The sequence below is a fragment of the Arthrobacter sp. 10N43 genome (assembly GCF_056394525.1).
Genome location: NZ_JBFTIA010000003.1, coordinates 643,811 through 662,234, shown reverse-complemented (window position 1 = coordinate 662,234; position 18,424 = coordinate 643,811). Strand labels below are relative to the sequence as shown.

Genomic DNA, 18,424 nt, shown 5'->3' with positions numbered 1-18,424 from the left:
AGGGTTTGCTCAACCCTCTGCCACATACTGCCTGTATCAAGGAGGGGGGTTTCCGTGCGCATTTTGGTCGTCGATGATGAGAAAGGTTTGGCCGAAGCGGTCCGCCGCGGGCTGACGAATGAAGGTTTCGTCGTAGACGTCATGCACGACGGCGTCAGTGGCCTGTGGGCGTCGACAGAAAACTCATACGATGCAATCCTGCTCGATCTGATGCTGCCGCTAAAGAACGGCTACGACGTCCTGAAGGAGCTGCGGGAACACAAGGTCTGGACTCCGGTGCTGATGCTCACTGCCAAGGACGGCGAGTACGACCAGACCGATGCCTTTGATCTTGGGGCTGATGACTACCTGACCAAGCCTTTCAGCTTTCCGGTGCTGGTGGCGCGGATCCGGGCACTCATCCGCCGCGGTGCACCTGAGCGCCCTGTGGTGTTGACGGTGGGCACGCTGACGCTGGACCCCCTCAACCGCAAGGTCCGTCGGGGGGACAAGGCGATCAAGTTGACCCCCCGGGAATACGGGCTCCTGGAGTACCTCATCCGGCGCCACGACCAGATCGTGACGAAGGCGGAGATACTCGACAACGTGTGGGACCCCGCCTTTGAGGGCGGAGATAACGTGGTGGAGGTCTACATCAGCTACCTCAGGCGCAAGATCGACGTCCCCTTCGGCGTCCAGACACTGACCACGGTGTGGGGGATGGGCTACATGCTCAGCACCGACGTGGACCCGCGGGAACACTCCCCCCGAACCGCCGGGACGTAGGCGGGCCGGTCCTCCCGCCGGTCCTCACGCTCTGTCTTCACTCCGTGGCTGCGGGAAACGCCATCTCGAAGCGGCAGTGGCCCAGCGGGCTCTCGGTGGCACGGATGGAGCCGTGGTGGGCCGACATGATCCCGGCCGCAATGGCCAGCCCCAGCCCACTGCCGCCGCCTTCCCGCGACCTGCTCTCGTCGAGCCGGACGAACCGTTCAAAGACCCGTTGCCGGTCCGCCTCCGGTACCGGTCCGCCGTCGTTGTCTACGGTAATGACCGCGCCTGCTCCGCCTTCACCGGGGTTCAGGCTGATCTGGATCCGCGAGACGGCGTGCCGGTCTGCGTTGTCCAGGACGTTTCGAAGAACCTGTCCCACCCGGCGTGCGTCCCCGCTGATCCGGACGGGGGTCAGCTCTGCTGTGATGAGGTGGGTGCTTGTCGAGCGGAGCCTGCGGGTTTCACGGTCCACGACGTCGTCGAGGTCAACGTCCTCCTCGTTGAGCCGGAAGCCCCCGTCGTGGGCCTTGGCGAGGGTCAGGAGATCCTCGACGAGGTAGTGCATGCGGGAGGTCTCTTCGGAGAGGATGTCCGTCAGCTCACGCCAGGACTGCCCCGACGGGTCCGCGGCAGCGACCTCCACCCCGGCGCGAAGGGTTGCCACGGGGCTGCGGAGTTCGTGGCTGGCGTCCGAAAGGAACCTGCGCTGCGCGCTGTCCGAGGCCTGCAACCGTTCCAGCATCTTGTTCATCGTCAGCGCCAGGGACTGAATCTCGTCGTTGGTCTGCGGAACGTCGACTCGTTCGTTCAGGCGTTCCCCGTCGATGCGGGCGACCTGCCCGCGAATTCGTTCCACTTGCTGCAGGGAGCGGCCCACCAGCAGCCAGACCGAACCGCCAACCACCAGCAGCAGCAGCGGGGCGGCGCCGAGCAGATACCAGGAAACTGTGGCCAGCGTCTCCGCCAGGACTTGTACCCGGGACGCCACCACCACGGTGTAGGGTCCGTCGTCCAGACGGACCGCCGTCGTGACGATCATGAAGTCGCCGGGGTCGCGGACGGTCTCCACCCTGGTGACATCCTCCGTCAGGACCTGGTCCGGGGCGGGACGCAGGGCCGTAAGCGGCTTGGCACCCGCAGTGGGCACCTGCGCGGCCACGACGGCCCCGGCCGGGTTCAGGATCTGGACGATCTGCCCTTCGTGCACGGTGGCCGCGATGTATCGGCCCGCTTCCGCGACATCCTCGTCCCGCATGTGGACGACGACTTCCAGGGCCTCCTGCCGGGCGGCCGACTCAGTTGAGGCGACCAGCGACCCCTGGAGCGAGGCTATGAGCGCAATGCCACCGACCAGCAGCGCCAGGGCGACGACCCCGACGGCGGTCGCTGTTGCGCGCTTGCGCACGCCCCACTGTCTCCCGCGGTTCGCGAGAGGACCCGCCTTGGGCTCGATCATGGTTCAAGGATGGGCCAACAGTTGGTCACCGACAACGTGACCGCGTCCCGCTCTCAGTTCCCTTACAGAATCCTGTGAGCTCCACATGGGTCGCTGCCTAGGGTCCGGCGGCTCCGGTGGGCTGGAATGCGTCCAGTGCCGGCAACCCGTGGCCCCACCAGTCAAAGAGCGTGAGGTTGCTGTGCGAGTTCCCGGTGCGGGCGTCGGTGGGGACCCCGGGGAGCCAGCCGGGTTCCCAGATGAGGTAGCCGGTCCCGTGGCCGTTGGGAACTTCGCGCAGTATCCGGTTGAGGGCTTCGAAATAGTGCGCTTGTCCTTGGGGCGTCGGCGGGTAGGCGGCCGCGTCCGGCAGCGCATCGAGGGACGTGACGACGCTTTGGATGCCGCCGCCCCCGGAAAGGGTCCACGGGTAGGCCGTTTCGGCGATGAGGATGTCTTTGGCGTATCGGTCGGCGAGGACATGGAGGTTTTGTTGCAGGCTGGCCAGGGAACCGTTCCAGAACGGATAGTAGGTCAACCCGATGAGGTCGAAACTGACTCCCTCCTGCTGCACATGGTCAAAGTAGTAGGTCGATGCGCCCTGGTCTCCGCCGGTGTCGGAGTGCAGCATGATCAGCGGGCCGGGACCGGGCCCTGCTTCCTTCGCCCCGCGAATGCCCGCCTTGACCAGCTCGGCATAGCCCGCCCAGTCTTCGCCGGTTTGCTTGTAGATCTGTCCGGTGGGCCACAGCATCCCGTGGGTGGTCTCGTTGCCGATCTGGACGATGGCGACCGGGGTGGCCTGCCGGGCAAAGGCCGCCAGGACGTCGCGGGTGTAGGTTTCCACGGTGCTGCGCAGCTGCTCAGGGTTCTGGCCCTGCCACGCCGCCGGTGTTTGCTGGGCGGTCCGGTCTGCCCAGGAGTCCGAATAGTGCAGGTCCAGGAGTATCTGAAGGCCGGCTGCGCGGGCGCGCCGGGCGAGAGTCAGGGCGGAGTCCAGGTCGCTGGTTCCCTTGGGGGGATCGACCCAGACGCGGAGCCGGGCGTAGTTGGCGCCGTGCCGGGCGAGAATCGTTTCCAGTGGCGCCGTCTGGCCATTGTCACTGAGGGTCTGGTTGTTTGCTTCCTCCTGGAGGGTGAAGGAGATGTCGGCGCCGCGGATCGCGAGCTCCGGTGACGGGGCGGGGCGGGTGATGGATGCCGTGGCGGCGATGAGTCCCAGGGCAGCCACCGAGGCGGCGACCAGCGCGGGCAGCCTCCACCGCGGCCTGCGGGCCCGTCCTTTCAACCTGTTAAAACAGGGCGTTGCCATCATGGCGGGCATCGAAGAGACCAATCGTCGGGGTGCGGGAAGCGCCGGAACGGGGGGACGGCCACAGTCCAGACCGATTCGGGTTGAACCGGTCTGGACTGGTCGGGATTTCTTGGATCTCCTAGATCAGGAAGGGCCGGATGAAGTGCGGGAACTGTGCGATGGCGACCAGAAGCGGTATCCAGACGGCCGCCGTGATGGCCAGGGGGACAGCGACGGTGGCGCGGATGGCGGCGGCCAGCGGGGCTTTCGCCGCCGCGGCGCTCTCATAGGCGTGGAGCAGGGGGACCGCCAGGGCCACGACGGCGTAGGAGCCGGCGGCCAGCAGGCACAGGAACACGTAGCCGTAGGCCGCCGTCAGTGTTTCACCTGTCAGGGCTGCCGCGCTCATGACAACCGATATTCCGTAATAGGGCGTGAGGAGCCTGAAGTCCAGCCGCTCGTAGCTGCCAAGGGATTTGGGTGTGACCTTGAAATCCACTGCCCGCGGGCGGATCTTTTGCAGGACTGCTGCCAGGACGCCCCTGGCAACGAAGGGCCACCGGGCGAGCGTGTAGAGCCAGTTTTCCCAGCTGAGGACGGGGGCTTCCCGGGGGCGCAGGAGGCCCCATCGCCGGGCCAGGAACGTGATCAATACCAGCCACACCGTGATGAATGACCAGCGGACAAGGAATTCGATGTAGCTGACGTTGACCCAGGGAACGCCGGTCACCGCGGCAATGGCGGGCAGCGTCAGCCCCGCGATGGTGGTCAGGGCAAGCAGCGGGTAGTAGGACAGGGCGAAGATGAACCGCAGCCGGAGCCGCCAGGGAAACCGGTGCAGGTGGCGGGGGAGCGTCTCCAAAAGCAGCACCACCAGGCTGCGGGACCACTGGTATTCCTGTACCGCCTTGGCGGCGAAGGTGTGCGGCCCGTCCCCGTGGGCCTCGGCGTCGTGCGCGAAGGCACCCTGCCAGCCCGCCGAGTTGAGCAGGAAACTGGTGGAGAAGTCCTCGGCGAGTTCCGGGCCGATCCCGCCGATGTCCTGCAGGGCCGCCGTGCGCACCGCATAGTGGGACCCGATGCAGAGCGGGGCGAGGCCCGCGACGTGCCCGGCCTGGAACGGGCCATGAAAGGTCCCTTCCTTGTGTACCCGGCCCCTGGCGGACCAGGAGGTGGCGGCGTTGGTGTCACAGATGCTCGGTGCCGCCACATAGCCGACGCTCGCGTCGGTGAACGGCCGGACCATCTCGGCGAGGTAGTTCCGTGCCGGCACGTGGTCACAGTCCAGCTGCGCCACGACGTCGTACTCCTGGTATCCGGCGGTGTCGTAGAAGTAGGCGAGGTTGCCCTCTTTGCACCGGGTCCGCCGGGGCCACTGCTGCTGGTGGTATTCGGCGATGCCGCGGCGGGTTGAGACTCGGATTCCCAGGCGTGAGCACCAGGCAATGACCTCCGGGGACGGGTCCTCGTCGCAAAGCCAGACGTCGTAGGGGCGTGGAAATTCTTGGTCCAGCATCGCCCGGAGAGTCTTTTTCGCCACTTCCCACGGCTCGGAAGGGGCTTTGGTCACCACGAAGGCGACCCGCACATCGGGGACCGGCAGAGCTGGATCGATCTGCCGCAGCCGGTTCACCGCGATCAGGAAATAGCTGGGCAGGTAGGACAGGTAGAACAACAGCACGGAATTGAGGACCAGGCCCGGCCACCCCACGTTGTGCTCGGGCTCCAGCCACCAGAACCAGAACGCGGCGAACGCGACGCACCAGCCGAGGGTCAGGGCGGCAATCAGCTTCCGCCGTCCCGCCGACAGGACCGGAACGTAGAGTGCCTTGTTATTCGCCAGTCGCGGCGCGCGCGGGCCGGAGAGCAGAGGGCCGTGGGGCGTGGCCGTGACCATGGTGCTGGTGTTCTGCGCTTCCTCGGCGCTGGTGCGCCGCCTGTCCGGATTCGGTGCCGGCTGGACCTGCGCGGCCGCTGTCTTCGCGCTCATGCGCTGCCACCTCCACTCATGACGGCGCTTGCATATCCGGCCGGGTGCTTTTCCTGGAAGTTCCAGGCGTCCCGGCACATTTCGGTGAGGTTCCGGCGCGCTGTCCAACCGAGTTCTGCGTTGGCCAGCGCCGGGGATGCGACGAGTGCGGGCACGTCGCCGGGTCTGCGCCCGACGATGCGGTAGGGGATGGTGGTCCCCGTGACGGTCTCGAATTCCCGGATAAGTTCCAGGACGGAGGTTCCGACGCCGGTGCCCAGGTTGTAGCGGCGGAACCCCGGCAGGGGGCCGGTTTCGAGGGCCAGGCGGTGTCCTTCGACCACGTCCATGACGTGGATGTAGTCCCTGACGGCGGTCCCGTCGACCGTGGCATAGTCCGAACCGAACACTTGGAGTTCGTCGTGGCGGCCGGCGGCGAGCTGGGTCAGGAAGGGCACGATGTTTCCCGGGACGCCTGTCGGGTCCTCGCCGATTTCGCCGCTTTCGTGGGCGCCGGCCGGGTTGAAGTAGCGCAGCGCGGTGACCGAGAATTCCGGCTGGCGGGCGCACAGGTCCGCCAGGATTTTTTCGCACATCCATTTGCTTTGCGCGTACGGGTTGGTGGGGCGGGCGGGCGAATTTTCCGTCAGCGGCAGATCCTCGGCGTCACCGTAAATGGAACAGGACGAGGAGAACACCAGGTGCCTGACATCGGCCTCCTGCATCGCGTTGAGGAGGTTGAGCATCCCGGTGACGTTGTTGGTGTAGTACTCCAGCGGGCGGTTCATGGAGTCACCAACGGCCTTGTGCGCCGCGAAATGAACGACGACGTCGATGCGATGGTTCCGGAAGACCTCGCCCAGGGATGATTTGTCGGTCAGGTCCACGTCGTGGAGGGTGATGTCCCGGCCGGTGATGCGCTCGACTTGCTCGATCGCCGCCGGTGAGCTGTTGATGAAGTTGTCGATCACAACGACGTTGTAGCCGTTGAGGATCAGGTCGAGGCAGCAGTGGCTGCCGATGAAGCCGGCTCCGCCGGTGACGAGGGCTGTGGGTCTGATCATGGGGGCGTCCTCCTTGTCCTGTTGGCCTACCTGGCCGGGCGGCCCATGGCCCGGACGGTCCACCCGGCCGCGCGCCAATGGTCGATGTCGAGGGCGTTCCGGGCGTCGAGGATGTGTGGGGTGGTCACGAGCGTGGACAGGTGCAGCGGGTCCAGGTCCCGGTATTCCTGCCATTCGGTGAGATGGACTGCCAATTGCGCGCCTTCGAAGGCTTTGTGGACCTCGGAGGTGTAGTTGAGCAGGGGGTGGGCGGCGCGGGCGTTTTCGATGGCTTCGGGATCATGGACGCGGACCTGTGCTCCCTGGCTCTGGAGGGCGTTGGCGACGCTGAGCGCCGGCGAGTCCCGGATGTCGTCGCTGTTGGGTTTGAAGGCGGCGCCCAGGATGGCGATCCTCTTGTCTTTGAGCGAGCCGCCGAGCATGCCTCGGGCCAGGTTGACCGCGCTGTGGCGCCGGTTGAGGTTGATGGCGTCGACATTTCTGAGGAATCCCAGGGCCTCGTCGATGCCCAGTTCTTCGGCGCGTGCCAGGAAGGCGCGGATGTCCTTGGGCAGGCAGCCGCCGCCGAAGCCTACGCCCGGGGCCAGGAATCGGTTGCCGATCCGTGCGTCGTGGCCGAGGGCCGTAGCAAGGGGAACAATGTCCGTCCCCACGGCCTCACAGACCTCGGAGATGGCATTGATGAACGAGATCTTGGTTGCCAGGAACGCGTTGGCTGAGACTTTCACCAGTTCGGCCGTGGCCACATCCGTTGCTACGTACGGCGTGCCCTCCTCGAGAATGGTGGCGTAGACCTGCCGCAGGGTCGCCTCGGCGTCGGCGGAGGCCACCCCGACCACGAGCCGGTCCGGGTGGAGTGTGTCGTTGACGGCGAATCCCTCACGGAGGAACTCCGGATTCCACGCCACTTGTGCCTGCTCACCCGCTGGGGAGAGCCGGGCCACCATCTCGGTAAGCCGGGCCGCCGTCCCTACTGGCACGGTGGATTTGCCCACAATGAGGCAGGGCCGGAGCAGATGCGGTGTGCCATGCCCTCGATGACCGCGTCAACGAACTTCATGTCCGCGGAGGTGGAGCCGGGCTTTTGTGGGGTACCGACGCAGATGAAGTGGACGTCGCCGAACGCGGCCGCTTCTTCCAGTGAGGTGGAAAACCGCAAGCGGCCCGCGTCGAGGTTCTCCCGCAGAAGGTCCGGAAAGCCCGGCTCGTAGAACGGGGCCACGCCGTGGGCGAGGCGTTCAATTTTCGCGGCGTCGACGTCCACCCCCAGAACGTCGTGGCCGAAGGCAGCCATGCCGGCGGCATGGACAGCACCCAGATAACCTGTGCCAATGACAGTAATACGCATGCTGATCTCCTAAGGACTGCGGTGCGGCCCGAACGGACCGCGGGCTGGTGGGTAGTCGGGGGGCTAGGCGGGTTCGGCCAAGGCCGGACGCTCCGCCCGCTGTGCGGCCGGGGACATTCCTTCGAACTGGGCTCCGGAAAGTTCCAAGGCTGCGGCCTGCACTTCTCCGGCGTGGGAACGGAAATACCTGATGACCTGCTCCAGGCCCTCCTCGGTGGAGACCAGGGGCTGCCAGCCGAGCACATTTGCGGCGAGGCTGATGTCCGGGCGGCGACGGGTTGGGTCATCCACCGGCCGCCGGTGGAATTCAATGTTCGAGGACGAGCCCGTGATCTCCAGGACCAGTTCGGCCAATTCCTGGACGGTCCGCTCCACCGGGTTCCCCAGATTGATGGGACCCGTTTCGTTGCTGTCGATCATGGCCACAAGGCCCCGAATGAGATCGTCCACGTAGCAGAAACTGCGGGTCTGCTGACCGTCGCCGTAGATCGTCAGGGGATCCCCGTTCAGCGCCTGGGCGATGAAGCTGGAGACGACACGGCCATCCTCTGCGCGCATCCGTGGTCCGAACGTGTTGAAGATGCGCACGATCCCCACGTTCACCCCCCGGCTGCGGGAGTAGGCCATGGAGATGGCTTCGGCGAATCGCTTGGCTTCGTCGTAGACACTGCGGGGGCCGATAGAGCTCACGTTGCCCCAGTACTGCTCGTTCTGCGGGTGGACAGTAGGATCCCCGTAGATCTCGCTGGTGGAGGCAAGGACGAAGCGGGCCGCCTTCCTCTCTGCGAGTTTCAGGGCGTTCTCCGTGCCCCGGCTGCCCACGGCCAGCGTTTCCAGGGGGAGCCGATGATAGTCCGGCGGTGAGGCCGGGCTCGCGAGGTGGGCTACCGCGTCCAGCCGCCCCTGGATGTTGAGGGCTGTGCTTACATCCTGCTGCACAAACGTAAAGTTTGGATCATCAGCGAACTTCGCCAGGTTCTCCCGCCTGCCGGTCGAGAGATCATCGACGCAGACGACGGAATCGCCGCGCTTGATTAGTGTTTCGCACAAATGGGAGCCGAGGAACCCTGCTCCGCCGGTGACTAATACACGCATTTCTACCCCTAATTGGATGTGTGGAAGTTGCCATCGATATCCGGTTGCACAGGTGGCTGATGCACAGCTTTCTGCCGCCCGTCACAATGGCGGTGAGCCGCCAAGGTGCGGGGAGTATCTGCCCTCCGGTGGGATCCAGCAGCTGGGGTGTGCTGGCTGGGACCAACGTACGGGGACGCCAAGAATGGCCAACACAGTAGTGGCTACGTGCTTTTTCCGGGGAGAAATCAGCGGCGAAACACAAATGTCATACAAATACTTGGTTCCGCCATTACCCGGAAATAAATGGCGTGAAAGATGGCTCAAAAGACGAAAATGACGAACGCTGTTTCAGCGGGGAAACGTGCGCGAACGGTGAGAGTTAACGCGGAAATCCGCCCATATTGGCCAGAACTGTTGGTGGCGGCCGTCATGATGGAGAAAATGACCCGGCTGGAAAAGTCAGGACGAGCCGTCCGCCCGGCCAGGAAACTGGCGGCGGCGGGCCGGCGGTCAGTGCCGGTTCGAAACCTCGGAGCCTTCGTTCCCGGTGAGGCCCGAGCGTGCAATGTACGCAGAAACGGCGCTCTTAGGGACGCGGTAGGACCGGCCGAAGCGGACGGCGGGGATTTCGCCGGCCTGCACCAGGCGATACACGGTCGCCTTGGACAGCCGCATGACGAGGGCGACCTCGGCCACGGTCATGAGAGCCGAAGGGGTCTGGGCAGTCATCGTCGCCTCCTGGGGAACAGCGGCACTTGCAGTGGATGGTTCACTGGGCCGGGCGTTGACCGCCGCGCACCCCTATGTGTCACCCTGCGGCTACTTCCCATGCCTAGGCTGTGAAAACACTTTGTGTTCCGGGCGGCCGGCTGGAGCGCCCGCCCGCGGCAACCCGGCCTCCTGGGAACAAAACCGTGACGGTCCGCCGCGAGCGGGCGCATCCGTGTCAGGATCAGGTATGGCCGACCGTTTGATGTTGCTCGACACCGCCTCGCTGTACTTTCGCGCGTTTTATGGCGTGCCGGACACGGTCCGCCGCGCCGACGGCACGCCGGTGAACGCTGTCCGGGGATTGCTTGACATGATCACGCGGCTCACAACGGACTACGGCGCGACGCACCTGGTTGCCTGCTGGGATAACGACTGGCGTCCGCAGTGGCGGGTCGACCTCATCCCGAGCTACAAGTCGCACCGGGTCGAGGAGACAGTGGCCGACGGCCCCGACGTCGAAGTCGTTCCGGACGCGCTGGAGGCGCAAATCCCGATGATCCGCAGGGTACTCGAGCTCGCCGGCGTCGCCGTCGTCGGGGCTGCCGAACACGAGGCCGACGACGTCATCGGCACTTACGCCAGCCACGCCGGACTTCCGGTCGACGTGGTGACGGGCGACCGCGACCTTTTCCAGGTGATCGACGACGCCCGTCAGGTGCGGGTGATCTACACGGCGCGCGGAATGCGGAACCTGGAGGTCATGACCGACGCCGTCGTCGTCGAGAAGTACCGCGTGCTGCCCGCACAGTATGCCGACTACGCGACGCTGCGCGGCGACAGCTCGGACGGGCTGCCGGGCGTCGCCGGCATCGGCGAGAAAACCGCCGCGGCGTTGCTCGGCGAATACGGCACGCTCGACGGGCTGCTCGAGGCTGCCGCGGATTCCGGAAGCGGACTGTCCAGCGGCGTGCGGTCCAAGCTCGCCGCGGCCGCGGAGTACCTGGCGGTTGCGCCCGCGGTGGTGCAGATCGTGAAGAACCTGGAGCTGCCGACGCTTGAAGAGGCGGGAGCGCAACTGCATCCCGTGGCAGGTGGTCCGCGGTCCGACTTGGAGCGTCTCGCCACAGAGTGGAACCTGGGCGGCTCAGTTACCCGGCTGCTCGAGGCGCTGGACCTGCATCACTGACGACGGGAGGTCCCTGGAACGCCAGCAGACAAGGCCGGGCGGGAGCGCGCTCCGCCGGACCGCACTCCCGCCCTCCGGAAGCCTGTATTTCAGTGTTTCTTGAAGGCGTCCTTAACTTTTTCGCCGGCCTGCTTCAGGTCTGCTCGGACTTGGTGGCTCTTGCCTTCGGCCTTCATTTTCTCGTCGCCGGTTGCTTTGCCAGCCGTCTCTTTGCCCTTGCCGTGGAGTTTCTCGGCGGCGTTGTGGATCTTTTCACCCAGGCCCATGATGATCCTCCTTAGTGGGTCGCCCCCGCGACGTGGATGCCATGGAGGCCACAGTTAATTGTAGGGACAGAACCCCCGAAAGTGGGGGCGATAGTCCATCCCCTTCGCGGTGGCCTCAGTCGGCCAGCGGACTCTCTCAGCTGCCGGTGAGCTCCGCATACAGCTTCTGCACCCGGGACTTGATGTCGTCCCGCACCAGATGCATGCGCTCCATGCCCTCGATGCCGCGTTCGGACAGTTCGTCCGTCTCCCAGAACTCGAACCGCTTGCCCTCGCGGGGTTCAATCCTGGCCTCGTTGCCCAGGACAATCACGACGTCGGCCGCGTCCAGAACGTCGTCGGAGACGGGCTTGGGGTGCTCGCCGGTGATGTCGATGCCGAGTTCGGCCAGGGAGTCCACGGCCTGGGGGTTCAGGGATTCACAGGGTTTGGTCCCGGCAGAGTGCACCGTGACCGTCCCGTGGGCGAGCTGATTCATGAGTCCGGCGGCGAGCTGGGATTTTCCGCCGTTCTTGCTGCAGATAAAAAGGACGTTGGGTGTTTTCAAGGTCTCGGTCATAGGTTTGATTCTTCCTTCTTTGGGTCCGTGGCACGACGCACCGCAGTCGACGCCCTCCGGTGCCGAGTAGTGGAGGCAGCGGGTGCGCTAGATGGTGATCCTGCGGTTGATGACTTTTTCGGCGGTGTCGTAGAGGGTTTTGTTGTGGGCGCGGGCGTAGCCGCGGAGCAGCGCGAACGCCTCGTTCATGTCGACATTGGAGGTGTGGGCGATGACGCCCTTCGCCTGCTCGATCAGGATGCGGCTGTTGAGGGCGCGCTTGAGCTGCTCGTTGATCAGGGCGTTTTCTCTGGCCGCGCGTTCCTGCAGGAGGGTAATGGTTGCCACGTCCGCGAAGGCCTGGGCAATTGCGGTGTCCTCGGAACTGAGGGGACCGGCTTCCTGGCCAAAGAGGTTCAAGGCTCCGATGGTCCGGTTGCGCAGGCGCATCGGGACGGCGTGCAGGGAACGGAAGCCCTGGGACAGGGCGGAGGACTGGAACAGGGGCCATCGGGAACCCTGCGCAGCGATGTCGTCGATGGCTATGGCGGCTCCGGTCCGGTAGCAGTCCACGCATGGCCCCGCGCCGGCCTCGAGCTGGAGGACTTCCACGAGTTGGCTTTCCTCGCTGGTCGAGGCCATGACCTGGAGGTCTCCGGCCGGATCGACCAGCACGAGTCCGGCGGCTGCGGCGTCAAGAATACCGACTGATTCTTCCACCAGGGTGTGGAGGAGGTCCAAGACGTCGTAGTCCGCCACAAGGGTGTCCGCTATCTTGACGAAAGCGGCACTCACGCGCACGGCCCGGCCCATCGTCGCCATACTCGGATTTTACTGCACCTGCGCGGCTCAGTCGCCCTGCGGGTGCTTTGAGGCCTACCTTCCTGAGCCCCTCCCGGATAAAATAGTGGTGTTGCCCCGGACCCTGGTAGCGCCATTATTCAAGCGCACTGTCCAGGAGGATCCACCGATGCGAGGCAACCCCATGAACCGGCCCGCGTCCCTTCACCCGTACCATCGGTCCGGACCAATAAGCGACGTTCCGCGCCCCGGACGGTTGCTGTCGTTCGCGGAACAACGGTCCCAAGGCGATGCAGATCTTGAATGGCTTTCGGCGCCGTCACCATCGGCCCAGGCAATGGAAGAGCTGGCAGCCGAGCTGGCCGAGCTCTTGGGGAAGCGGCAACAACCGGCCTTCGGACGGCTGTCATCTTCCGTCCGGCAGCTGAACAGAGCGCAAGATGCCGGCACTTGGCGGGACCAGCTACTGGCAGAGATCGAGGATCTCACCGGGGAATTGAAAGGCAGGGTGGCCCGGTACGCGTCGCTGCGGGCAGTTCACGCCTCCGGAGGCGCCGCGGCCCGGGCCGACGCCGCTGCCGTGGCGTGGATGCACCAAACGCTGGAGGATATCGCAGCGACTGCCCTGGGGCTGGAAATCGCGTCACGGGAACTGTTTCTTCGGGCCGGGGTGGCGGAGGAGCAGAATGTGAACGTCGCCCAGGAACAATCGGCAGGAACCGCAGAATAGTCATCCGACTCCGGGCCGGCAGACCTGTCCGCAGAGGCCGACATGCCACATCCAAGTGCCGACGGCGCTAGTCGGCGAGGATGCGGTAGAGCGCACGGCGGGTTTCGTCGAGTTTTTCCATTGCAGCATTGCGTTGCTCCTCGGTTGCCGAGAATCGGAACTGGTGGATGACTCCCATGAGCTTCCCGACACTCTCGTGGAACGCAGGCCCGGAGCCCTGCGCGTCGGTGTTCCACGCGTTCCCCAGCTCTTCTGCGTGATCGGCCACGTAGGCCTTGCCCGCATCGGTCAGTGTGAACTCGGTGCGCCGGCCCTCGCCGACGGGTGCGATGAGATCCTCATCGACGAGCTGCTGGAGCGTCGGGTACACCGAGCCCGGGCTCGGCCGCCAGGCACCAGAGGTCTTTTCGGCAATTGTCTTGATCAGGCCGTAGCCGTTGGACGGCGCCTCGGCCAGGAGGGAGAGGATCGCCGAGCGGACATCGCCCCTGCTGGCCCGCCGTGAACCGCCGGGACCGAAACCGGGACCAAAGCTTGGCCCGAAACCGGGCCCGAAACCGGGCCCGAACCCGCGCCCTGGTCCGAAACCGCCGTGTCCGTGGGGTCCGCGGCGGCTCCTGCCGCGCCCGAAGCGTCCCGCGGCGGGGCCGTCGTCGTTGAATTTATCGTTGAATTTGTCGTCGTGAATGCCCTTCATAGCGGCATCGTCCTTCCAGTTCAAGTGAATCTGACAAGTTATCGCCGATGTTTCGGCGATAGTTAACGATATATCGGTGAGTATCGTCGGTCAAGAGTCAAAGCAACTGGATTTCGGGCTTCAGGGAGGTGGCCCGCCGCAGACCAGCAGGTCACGGGCCGCGCAGGTCATCGAGCAGCCGATGCACCTGCTCCGGCCTCTCGATGTTGGCGAAATGGCCGCACTGCGGGATCGTCACCCTTTGGACGTGCGGGACTATTTCGGCCAGCCGGGCCAGGTCGGACGGAGGCGTGAACACGTCGTGGTCGCCGCGCAGGGCCAGGGCCGGGCAGCGAATGCCGCGCCATTGGCCAAAATCGTAGTTCTCCACAGCCCGGGCGGCCGCGGAGAAGCTGGCCGGCCGGGCGTCGTTGCTGAGCCCGCGGATCACCGCCGCCGGGATGGCTCCGGGTTCTGCGAAGAATGGGGACATCAGCGGCCCCATCAGTGGGGTTGTCCCGATTGCGCGGACCAGTGCCGATCCTGCCGGGCCGAGGGCCGCCATGGTGCGCATGGCCAGCAGCATGCCGACAAACGCCGGGAACCTGCCCAGGCTCCGCAGCGGCCTACGGGCCGCCGCGGACACGGCGAATGTCGTGGCCGAAATGGTGGCCACGCTGGCGGTCCATTCGGGCCACGCCGCGGCGATGTGCAGCGCCAGGAAGCCTCCCATCGAATGGCCCACCAGGTTCCACCGCCGGTAGCCGAGCGCGTTCAGCACACCGGTGATGGCGCGTGCCATCGCCTCGATGCCGAATTGTTCCAGCCGGGCGCCCGCCGTGGATTCCCCCCACCCCGGAAGGTCGATCAGCACCCGGTCGTTCGCCGGCGTCCCGGAAAGCAGCGCCCGGAAGCTGGTCCAGGAACCAGCTGCGCCGTGAAGGTAGACGTCCGCTGTGCCGGACGCCTGACCCTGGCCGGGCGTACCCTCCTGGACGCTCACCATGCAGGGACCCAGTTCCGTGGGAACGATCTGCCGCCGCAGCGTGGCTTCGCCCGTGCGGGCCGGTTCCTGCTGAACGCTCGTTGTCACTTTCTGCTCCTGGTCATTGAATGCCGGCCTTGAATGCCGGCCCTGAAACTCGTCCCCTGAAGGTGATTCGGAGCCGCGGGGGAGCCGGACCGGACCTGCGGCTCCGGTCCGGAACCCGGGCCCGGCGCAAGATTGTAACAACCGTTACAATATAATTTGTGACCCACAGTTCCGAGGTTTCCTGGCTTGTACTGCTCGTGCAAGTGCCGTCGGATCCGTCCCGGCATCGCGTGGCGGTCTGGCGGGAACTGCGCCGACTCGGTGCCGTTCCCGTCGGCCAGGGCGCCTGGACCGCACCCGACGTCCCTGCCTGCCGCGACGGTGCAGAAAAAGCCCGGAAACTCGCCCGCGCGGGCAACGGCGAGCTGATGGTACTGGCCACCGGCTCCGCCGACGCTGACGCCGCCAAACTGCGTGCACTTTTCGATGCGGCCCGGGCGGAGGAATGGGCCGAGTTCGTCGCCGACTGCGGCAAATTCCGGGAGGAGATTGCCCACGAGATTGCGAAGCGGAAGTTCACGCTTGCCGAGCTCGAGGAGGAAGAGCAAAGTCTGGATCGGCTGCGGCGGTGGTTCCGCGCCATCCGGGGCAGGGACGTCTTCGGCAGCGCGCTGGCATCCGGTGCCGAGGAGAACCTGGCGGGCTGCGTTGTTGCGCTGGAGGACTTTGCCGGACAGGTTTACCAGGAGCTTCATTCATGAGCCCATCTCCGCCGGTGCTCGCCGCCCGGTCCTCCTCCGCCCCGTTGTACGCCGCAGGTTTCGTGACCGCCTTCGGCGCGCACAGTATCGCCGCAGGCATGGGCGCCCAGAGCGGAAACATCGGCCTGACCCTTCTCAACCTGGGCATTCTGCTCGCACTGTATGACGTCTCTGAAGTATTCCTCAAGCCGGTCTTCGGTGCCCTGAGTGACCGCATCGGCGCCAAGCCCGTCATCGTTGGGGGCCTGGTGGCCTTTGCCGTGGTGTCCCTCATCGGCCTGTGGGGAGCGGACCCGCTAATGCTGGGACTGGCCCGGCTTGGGCAGGGCGCCGCTGCCTCCGCTTTCTCACCCGCGTCTTCCGCGATGGTGGCCCGTCTTGCCCAGGGAAGGAATGCCGGCACCTACTTCGGGAGGTACGGCTCCTGGAAGAGTCTCGGATACGTCATAGGACCGTTGCTTGGTGCCGCCCTGATATACGCAGGCGGCTTTCCGTTGCTGTTTGCGGCCCTCTCGGTGCTGGCGGCAGCCGCGGCAATGTGGGTGCTCGTCGCCGTGCCGCATCTGGAACCGCTTCCGCGTCGGCGCTACACCGTTCTGGATCTGGCGCGGCAGATCACCGAGCGGCGGTTCCTGGTCCCCACACTGGTACTGGCCGCCTCGACCGCTGCGCTCGGAGCGGCGGTCGGGTTTCTTCCCGCCCTTGCGACGAGGCACGGCCTGGACGCCTTCGCCGGAACGGCAGCCGTCAGTCTCCTGGCAATTGCCTCCCTGCTCACCCAGCCCCGGATCGGGAGGCTGCGCGACAACGGAGGCATCAGCGACGCGCAGGGCATGAGGTGGGGCCTGCTGGTGACCGCAGGCGGCGTCGCCCTCCTGGCCCTGGCCCCCGGTCCGGTCACTATTTACCTGGCTGCTGCGGCAATCGGGGCAGGCGTCGGCATGGCTACGCCAACCGGCTTTGCCCATCTGGCGGACACCACTCCGCCGGGGCGCATGGGCCGCACCATGGGCTCCGCCGAGCTCGGCCGCGAACTCGGAGACGCTGGCGGGCCGCTGCTGGTGGGCGGCATCGCCACACTCATCGGCCTGCCTGCGGGCCTCGGAGCCCTTGCGGCCCTGGTTGCCGTGGCCAGCATTCCCCGGCTTGGCGGCAACGGGTCCGGGACGCCGCGGGATACGCCGGACAGACACTGATTCCCCGCTGGCCGGGAAGCCCGTGAGGCCCGCCGCTAATCGCGGCTCGGGGGATAGTTCAGTTCGGCCGCGCCCGCCCGGTCGAACGTGGGCACTGTCGTCACGGATCCCACGTTCGGGAGTGCCTGGCGGGTGCCGCGGTCGATTTCATCGTGGATAGTGGCCAGTTCCTCCAAGGCAGCGATGCCCGCCAGTGGGATGGAGACTTCGATGTGAAGCCGGTGGCCGGACCAGCGCAACCGTGAAGTTGCGCCCTCGGGGGCATGGGTGCTGACAACTGCTGCCAGGCGTTCCGTCAGGGCGGGGTCGACGCCGTCCATGAGCCGGCGCCCAATGTCGCGCACGGTTCCCCACAGCAACACGGCAATTGCCGCGGAGATGAGCAGGCCCACCATCGGATCCGCGAGGGGGAAGCCCAGCCAGATGCCGATCACTCCGGCGACGACGGCCAGTGACGTGAAGCCATCGGTGCGGGCGTGAATGCCATCGGCGACGAGCGCGGCCGAGCCGATCCGTCGCCCCACACGGATCCTGTAGACCGCGACGAGTTCATTGCCTGCAAAGCCCACGAGCCCGGCGGCGAGAACCCAGCCCAGATTCTGGACGGGCTGGGGTTCAAAGAAGCGGCGGATGGATTCGACGGCGGCCACGACGGCCGAGAGTGCAATCATCGCCACAATGAACAGCCCTGCGAGGTCCTCGGCTCGCCCGAATCCGTAGGTGAACGTCCGGGTCGCACGCCGGCGTCCGAGCAGGAAGGCGATCCACAGCGGCACGGCAGTGAGGGCATCGGAAAAATTGTGGACCGTGTCCGCCAGCAACGCCACGGAGCCGCTGATCAGGACGATGACCAACTGGAACAGCGACGTCGCCCCGAGGCCGAGCAGGGACACCTTTACGGCGCGAATGCCTTGGGAGCTTGTTTCCATGGCGGAGTCGATCGAGTCGGCGGAGTCGTGCGAATGCGGCACGAAGAGTTCCTGCAGCCACCCCTTGAGTCCGGTTGCGTGAATGTGTGCGTGCGGACCGTGGTGGTGGTCGTGCCTTTGAAGGTGGTCCGCGTCCGGACCGCTTTCCGTGTGCCCGGGTTCGTGTCCGTGTCCGTGTCCGGGTTCGTGCGGATGCGCGTGCGCGTGGACTTCGTGGCCGGGTTGCATGGGCCGGTTCATGCCCCGGTGTCCCTCTTGGGGCTGTGCGTCGCGGCACCGTGGTGCGGAGCTGTGCCCAGCGTGTGTTCGGCCTGGTGAATGGCGTCGGCTACGAGCTGCCAGGCGTGCCCGTCCTGCAGGCGGTAGTAGACCTTGGTGCCCTCCTGGCGGGTGGAGACCATGCGCGCCAGCCGCATCTTGGCCAGGTGCTGGGACACGGCAGCCGCGGATTTGCCGGCTTTTTCAGCGAGCTCGTTGACCGGCAGTTCACCGTGTCGCAGGGCCAGGATGAGCCGGACCCGGGTGGCGTCGGCCAGCATGGCGAACACCTCCACGGCGAGTTCGACGTACTGGCTGTCCGCGGTGAGGGTGCAAGCCTTACTATCTGCATTCATACGCAGATACTTACATATGGCGCCGCGTCGGACAAGTGGCGGC

General features: G+C 65.9%; 18 protein-coding genes and 1 pseudogene. 5 read left to right on the top strand and 14 right to left on the bottom strand.

Going from position 1 to position 18,424, the window contains the following annotated elements:
* Positions 1-54 precede the first annotated feature (54 nt).
* Positions 55-765 carry a response regulator transcription factor gene (locus AC1DDO_RS07945; RefSeq protein ID WP_441409107.1) on the top strand — a complete coding sequence of 237 codons (711 nt, stop codon included), beginning with the start codon at positions 55-57 and terminating at the stop codon, positions 763-765.
* Positions 766-802: 37 nt separating this feature from the next.
* Here the strand turns inward: AC1DDO_RS07945 and AC1DDO_RS07940 are convergent, their stop codons facing one another.
* From AC1DDO_RS07940 to AC1DDO_RS07910, 7 genes and pseudogenes are all read right to left on the bottom strand, one after another.
* A complete protein-coding gene (locus AC1DDO_RS07940) occupies positions 803-2,158 on the bottom strand; it encodes a sensor histidine kinase (RefSeq protein ID WP_476868426.1) in 1,356 nt (451 codons plus the stop codon).
* A gap of 148 nt (positions 2,159-2,306) precedes the next feature.
* Positions 2,307-3,476, bottom strand: a complete 1,170-nt coding sequence (locus AC1DDO_RS07935) for a glycoside hydrolase family 53 protein (protein ID WP_476971704.1) — start codon at positions 3,474-3,476, stop codon at positions 2,307-2,309.
* 145 nt (positions 3,477-3,621) lie between these two features.
* Positions 3,622-5,472, bottom strand: a complete 1,851-nt coding sequence (locus tag AC1DDO_RS07930) for a glycosyltransferase family 2 protein (protein WP_476868424.1) — start codon at positions 5,470-5,472, stop codon at positions 3,622-3,624.
* The gene (gene galE / locus AC1DDO_RS07925) at positions 5,469-6,515 is read right to left on the bottom strand and encodes a UDP-glucose 4-epimerase GalE (RefSeq protein ID WP_476868423.1); all 1,047 of its coding nucleotides are present in this window, start codon (positions 6,513-6,515) and stop codon (positions 5,469-5,471) included. The genes AC1DDO_RS07930 and galE overlap by 4 nt, the downstream gene beginning before the upstream one ends.
* Positions 6,516-6,541: 26 nt before the next feature.
* Positions 6,542-7,863 (bottom strand): annotated as a pseudogene (locus tag AC1DDO_RS07920) (UDP-glucose dehydrogenase family protein).
* 63 nt (positions 7,864-7,926) lie between these two features.
* Positions 7,927-8,958, bottom strand: a complete 1,032-nt coding sequence (locus AC1DDO_RS07915) for a UDP-glucuronic acid decarboxylase family protein (RefSeq protein WP_476868422.1) — start codon at positions 8,956-8,958, stop codon at positions 7,927-7,929.
* A gap of 492 nt (positions 8,959-9,450) precedes the next feature.
* Complete coding sequence (locus AC1DDO_RS07910) at positions 9,451-9,669, bottom strand: helix-turn-helix domain-containing protein (RefSeq protein WP_476868421.1); 219 nt, start codon at positions 9,667-9,669, stop codon at positions 9,451-9,453.
* 229 nt (positions 9,670-9,898) lie between these two features.
* On the opposite strand from AC1DDO_RS07910, the gene AC1DDO_RS07905 reads away from it, so the two are divergent.
* Positions 9,899-10,837, top strand: a complete 939-nt coding sequence (locus tag AC1DDO_RS07905) for a 5'-3' exonuclease (protein ID WP_476868420.1) — start codon at positions 9,899-9,901, stop codon at positions 10,835-10,837.
* Positions 10,838-10,926: 89 nt separating this feature from the next.
* On the opposite strand, the gene AC1DDO_RS07900 is transcribed toward AC1DDO_RS07905, so the two are convergent.
* From AC1DDO_RS07900 to AC1DDO_RS07890, 3 genes are all read right to left on the bottom strand, one after another.
* Complete coding sequence (locus AC1DDO_RS07900; RefSeq protein ID WP_441409098.1) at positions 10,927-11,103, bottom strand: CsbD family protein; 177 nt, start codon at positions 11,101-11,103, stop codon at positions 10,927-10,929.
* 136 nt (positions 11,104-11,239) lie between these two features.
* On the bottom strand, positions 11,240-11,662 hold the full coding sequence (locus tag AC1DDO_RS07895) for an arsenate-mycothiol transferase ArsC (protein ID WP_476971703.1): 423 nt from the start codon (positions 11,660-11,662) through the stop codon (positions 11,240-11,242).
* 87 nt (positions 11,663-11,749) lie between these two features.
* Positions 11,750-12,463, bottom strand: coding sequence for a GAF and ANTAR domain-containing protein (locus AC1DDO_RS07890; RefSeq protein ID WP_476868418.1), 714 nt, complete (start codon positions 12,461-12,463; stop codon positions 11,750-11,752).
* Between the two features lie 316 nt (positions 12,464-12,779).
* On the opposite strand from AC1DDO_RS07890, the gene AC1DDO_RS07885 reads away from it, so the two are divergent.
* Positions 12,780-13,172, top strand: a complete 393-nt coding sequence (locus tag AC1DDO_RS07885) for a hypothetical protein (protein WP_476868417.1) — start codon at positions 12,780-12,782, stop codon at positions 13,170-13,172.
* A gap of 67 nt (positions 13,173-13,239) precedes the next feature.
* On the opposite strand, the gene AC1DDO_RS07880 is transcribed toward AC1DDO_RS07885, so the two are convergent.
* Positions 13,240-13,869 carry a PadR family transcriptional regulator gene (locus tag AC1DDO_RS07880; protein ID WP_476971702.1) on the bottom strand — a complete coding sequence of 210 codons (630 nt, stop codon included), beginning with the start codon at positions 13,867-13,869 and terminating at the stop codon, positions 13,240-13,242.
* A gap of 151 nt (positions 13,870-14,020) precedes the next feature.
* Positions 14,021-14,941 carry an alpha/beta fold hydrolase gene (locus AC1DDO_RS07875; protein ID WP_476971701.1) on the bottom strand — a complete coding sequence of 307 codons (921 nt, stop codon included), beginning with the start codon at positions 14,939-14,941 and terminating at the stop codon, positions 14,021-14,023.
* Between the two features lie 158 nt (positions 14,942-15,099).
* Here AC1DDO_RS07875 and AC1DDO_RS07870 point away from each other — a divergent pair, with 158 nt between their 5' ends.
* Both AC1DDO_RS07870 and AC1DDO_RS07865 read left to right on the top strand, forming a co-directional pair.
* A complete protein-coding gene (locus tag AC1DDO_RS07870; RefSeq protein ID WP_476971700.1) occupies positions 15,100-15,642 on the top strand; it encodes a Chromate resistance protein ChrB in 543 nt (180 codons plus the stop codon).
* On the top strand, positions 15,639-16,838 hold the full coding sequence (locus AC1DDO_RS07865) for an MFS transporter (protein WP_476971699.1): 1,200 nt from the start codon (positions 15,639-15,641) through the stop codon (positions 16,836-16,838). Before AC1DDO_RS07870 ends, AC1DDO_RS07865 begins: the two co-directional genes overlap by 4 nt.
* Before the next feature lie 35 nt (positions 16,839-16,873).
* Here the strand turns inward: AC1DDO_RS07865 and AC1DDO_RS07860 are convergent, their stop codons facing one another.
* The gene (locus tag AC1DDO_RS07860) at positions 16,874-18,007 is read right to left on the bottom strand and encodes a cation diffusion facilitator family transporter (RefSeq protein ID WP_476971698.1); all 1,134 of its coding nucleotides are present in this window, start codon (positions 18,005-18,007) and stop codon (positions 16,874-16,876) included.
* Complete coding sequence (locus AC1DDO_RS07855; RefSeq protein WP_476868411.1) at positions 18,004-18,381, bottom strand: ArsR/SmtB family transcription factor; 378 nt, start codon at positions 18,379-18,381, stop codon at positions 18,004-18,006. Before AC1DDO_RS07855 ends, AC1DDO_RS07860 begins: the two co-directional genes overlap by 4 nt.
* Positions 18,382-18,424 lie beyond the last annotated feature (43 nt).

Excerpts from the sequence above, each read along its gene's own strand:
- AC1DDO_RS07885 (WP_476868417.1), top strand. The coding sequence starts at position 12,780 with ATGGAAGAGCTGGCAGCCGAGCTGGCCGAGCTCTTGGGGAAGCGGCAA.
- AC1DDO_RS07895 (WP_476971703.1), bottom strand. The coding sequence starts at position 11,662 with ATGACCGAGACCTTGAAAACACCCAACGTCCTTTTTATCTGCAGCAAG.
- AC1DDO_RS07860 (WP_476971698.1), bottom strand. The coding sequence starts at position 18,007 with ATGAACCGGCCCATGCAACCCGGCCACGAAGTCCACGCGCACGCGCAT.
- AC1DDO_RS07910 (WP_476868421.1), bottom strand. The coding sequence starts at position 9,669 with ATGACTGCCCAGACCCCTTCGGCTCTCATGACCGTGGCCGAGGTCGCC.
- AC1DDO_RS07890 (WP_476868418.1), bottom strand. The coding sequence starts at position 12,463 with ATGGCGACGATGGGCCGGGCCGTGCGCGTGAGTGCCGCTTTCGTCAAG.
- AC1DDO_RS07915 (WP_476868422.1), bottom strand. The coding sequence starts at position 8,958 with ATGCGTGTATTAGTCACCGGCGGAGCAGGGTTCCTCGGCTCCCATTTG.
- AC1DDO_RS07930 (WP_476868424.1), bottom strand. The coding sequence starts at position 5,472 with ATGAGCGCGAAGACAGCGGCCGCGCAGGTCCAGCCGGCACCGAATCCG.
- AC1DDO_RS07880 (WP_476971702.1), bottom strand. The coding sequence starts at position 13,869 with ATGAAGGGCATTCACGACGACAAATTCAACGATAAATTCAACGACGAC.
- AC1DDO_RS07865 (WP_476971699.1), top strand. The coding sequence starts at position 15,639 with ATGAGCCCATCTCCGCCGGTGCTCGCCGCCCGGTCCTCCTCCGCCCCG.
- galE (WP_476868423.1), bottom strand. The coding sequence starts at position 6,515 with ATGATCAGACCCACAGCCCTCGTCACCGGCGGAGCCGGCTTCATCGGC.
- AC1DDO_RS07900 (WP_441409098.1), bottom strand. The coding sequence starts at position 11,103 with ATGGGCCTGGGTGAAAAGATCCACAACGCCGCCGAGAAACTCCACGGC.
- AC1DDO_RS07855 (WP_476868411.1), bottom strand. The coding sequence starts at position 18,381 with ATGAATGCAGATAGTAAGGCTTGCACCCTCACCGCGGACAGCCAGTAC.
- AC1DDO_RS07905 (WP_476868420.1), top strand. The coding sequence starts at position 9,899 with ATGGCCGACCGTTTGATGTTGCTCGACACCGCCTCGCTGTACTTTCGC.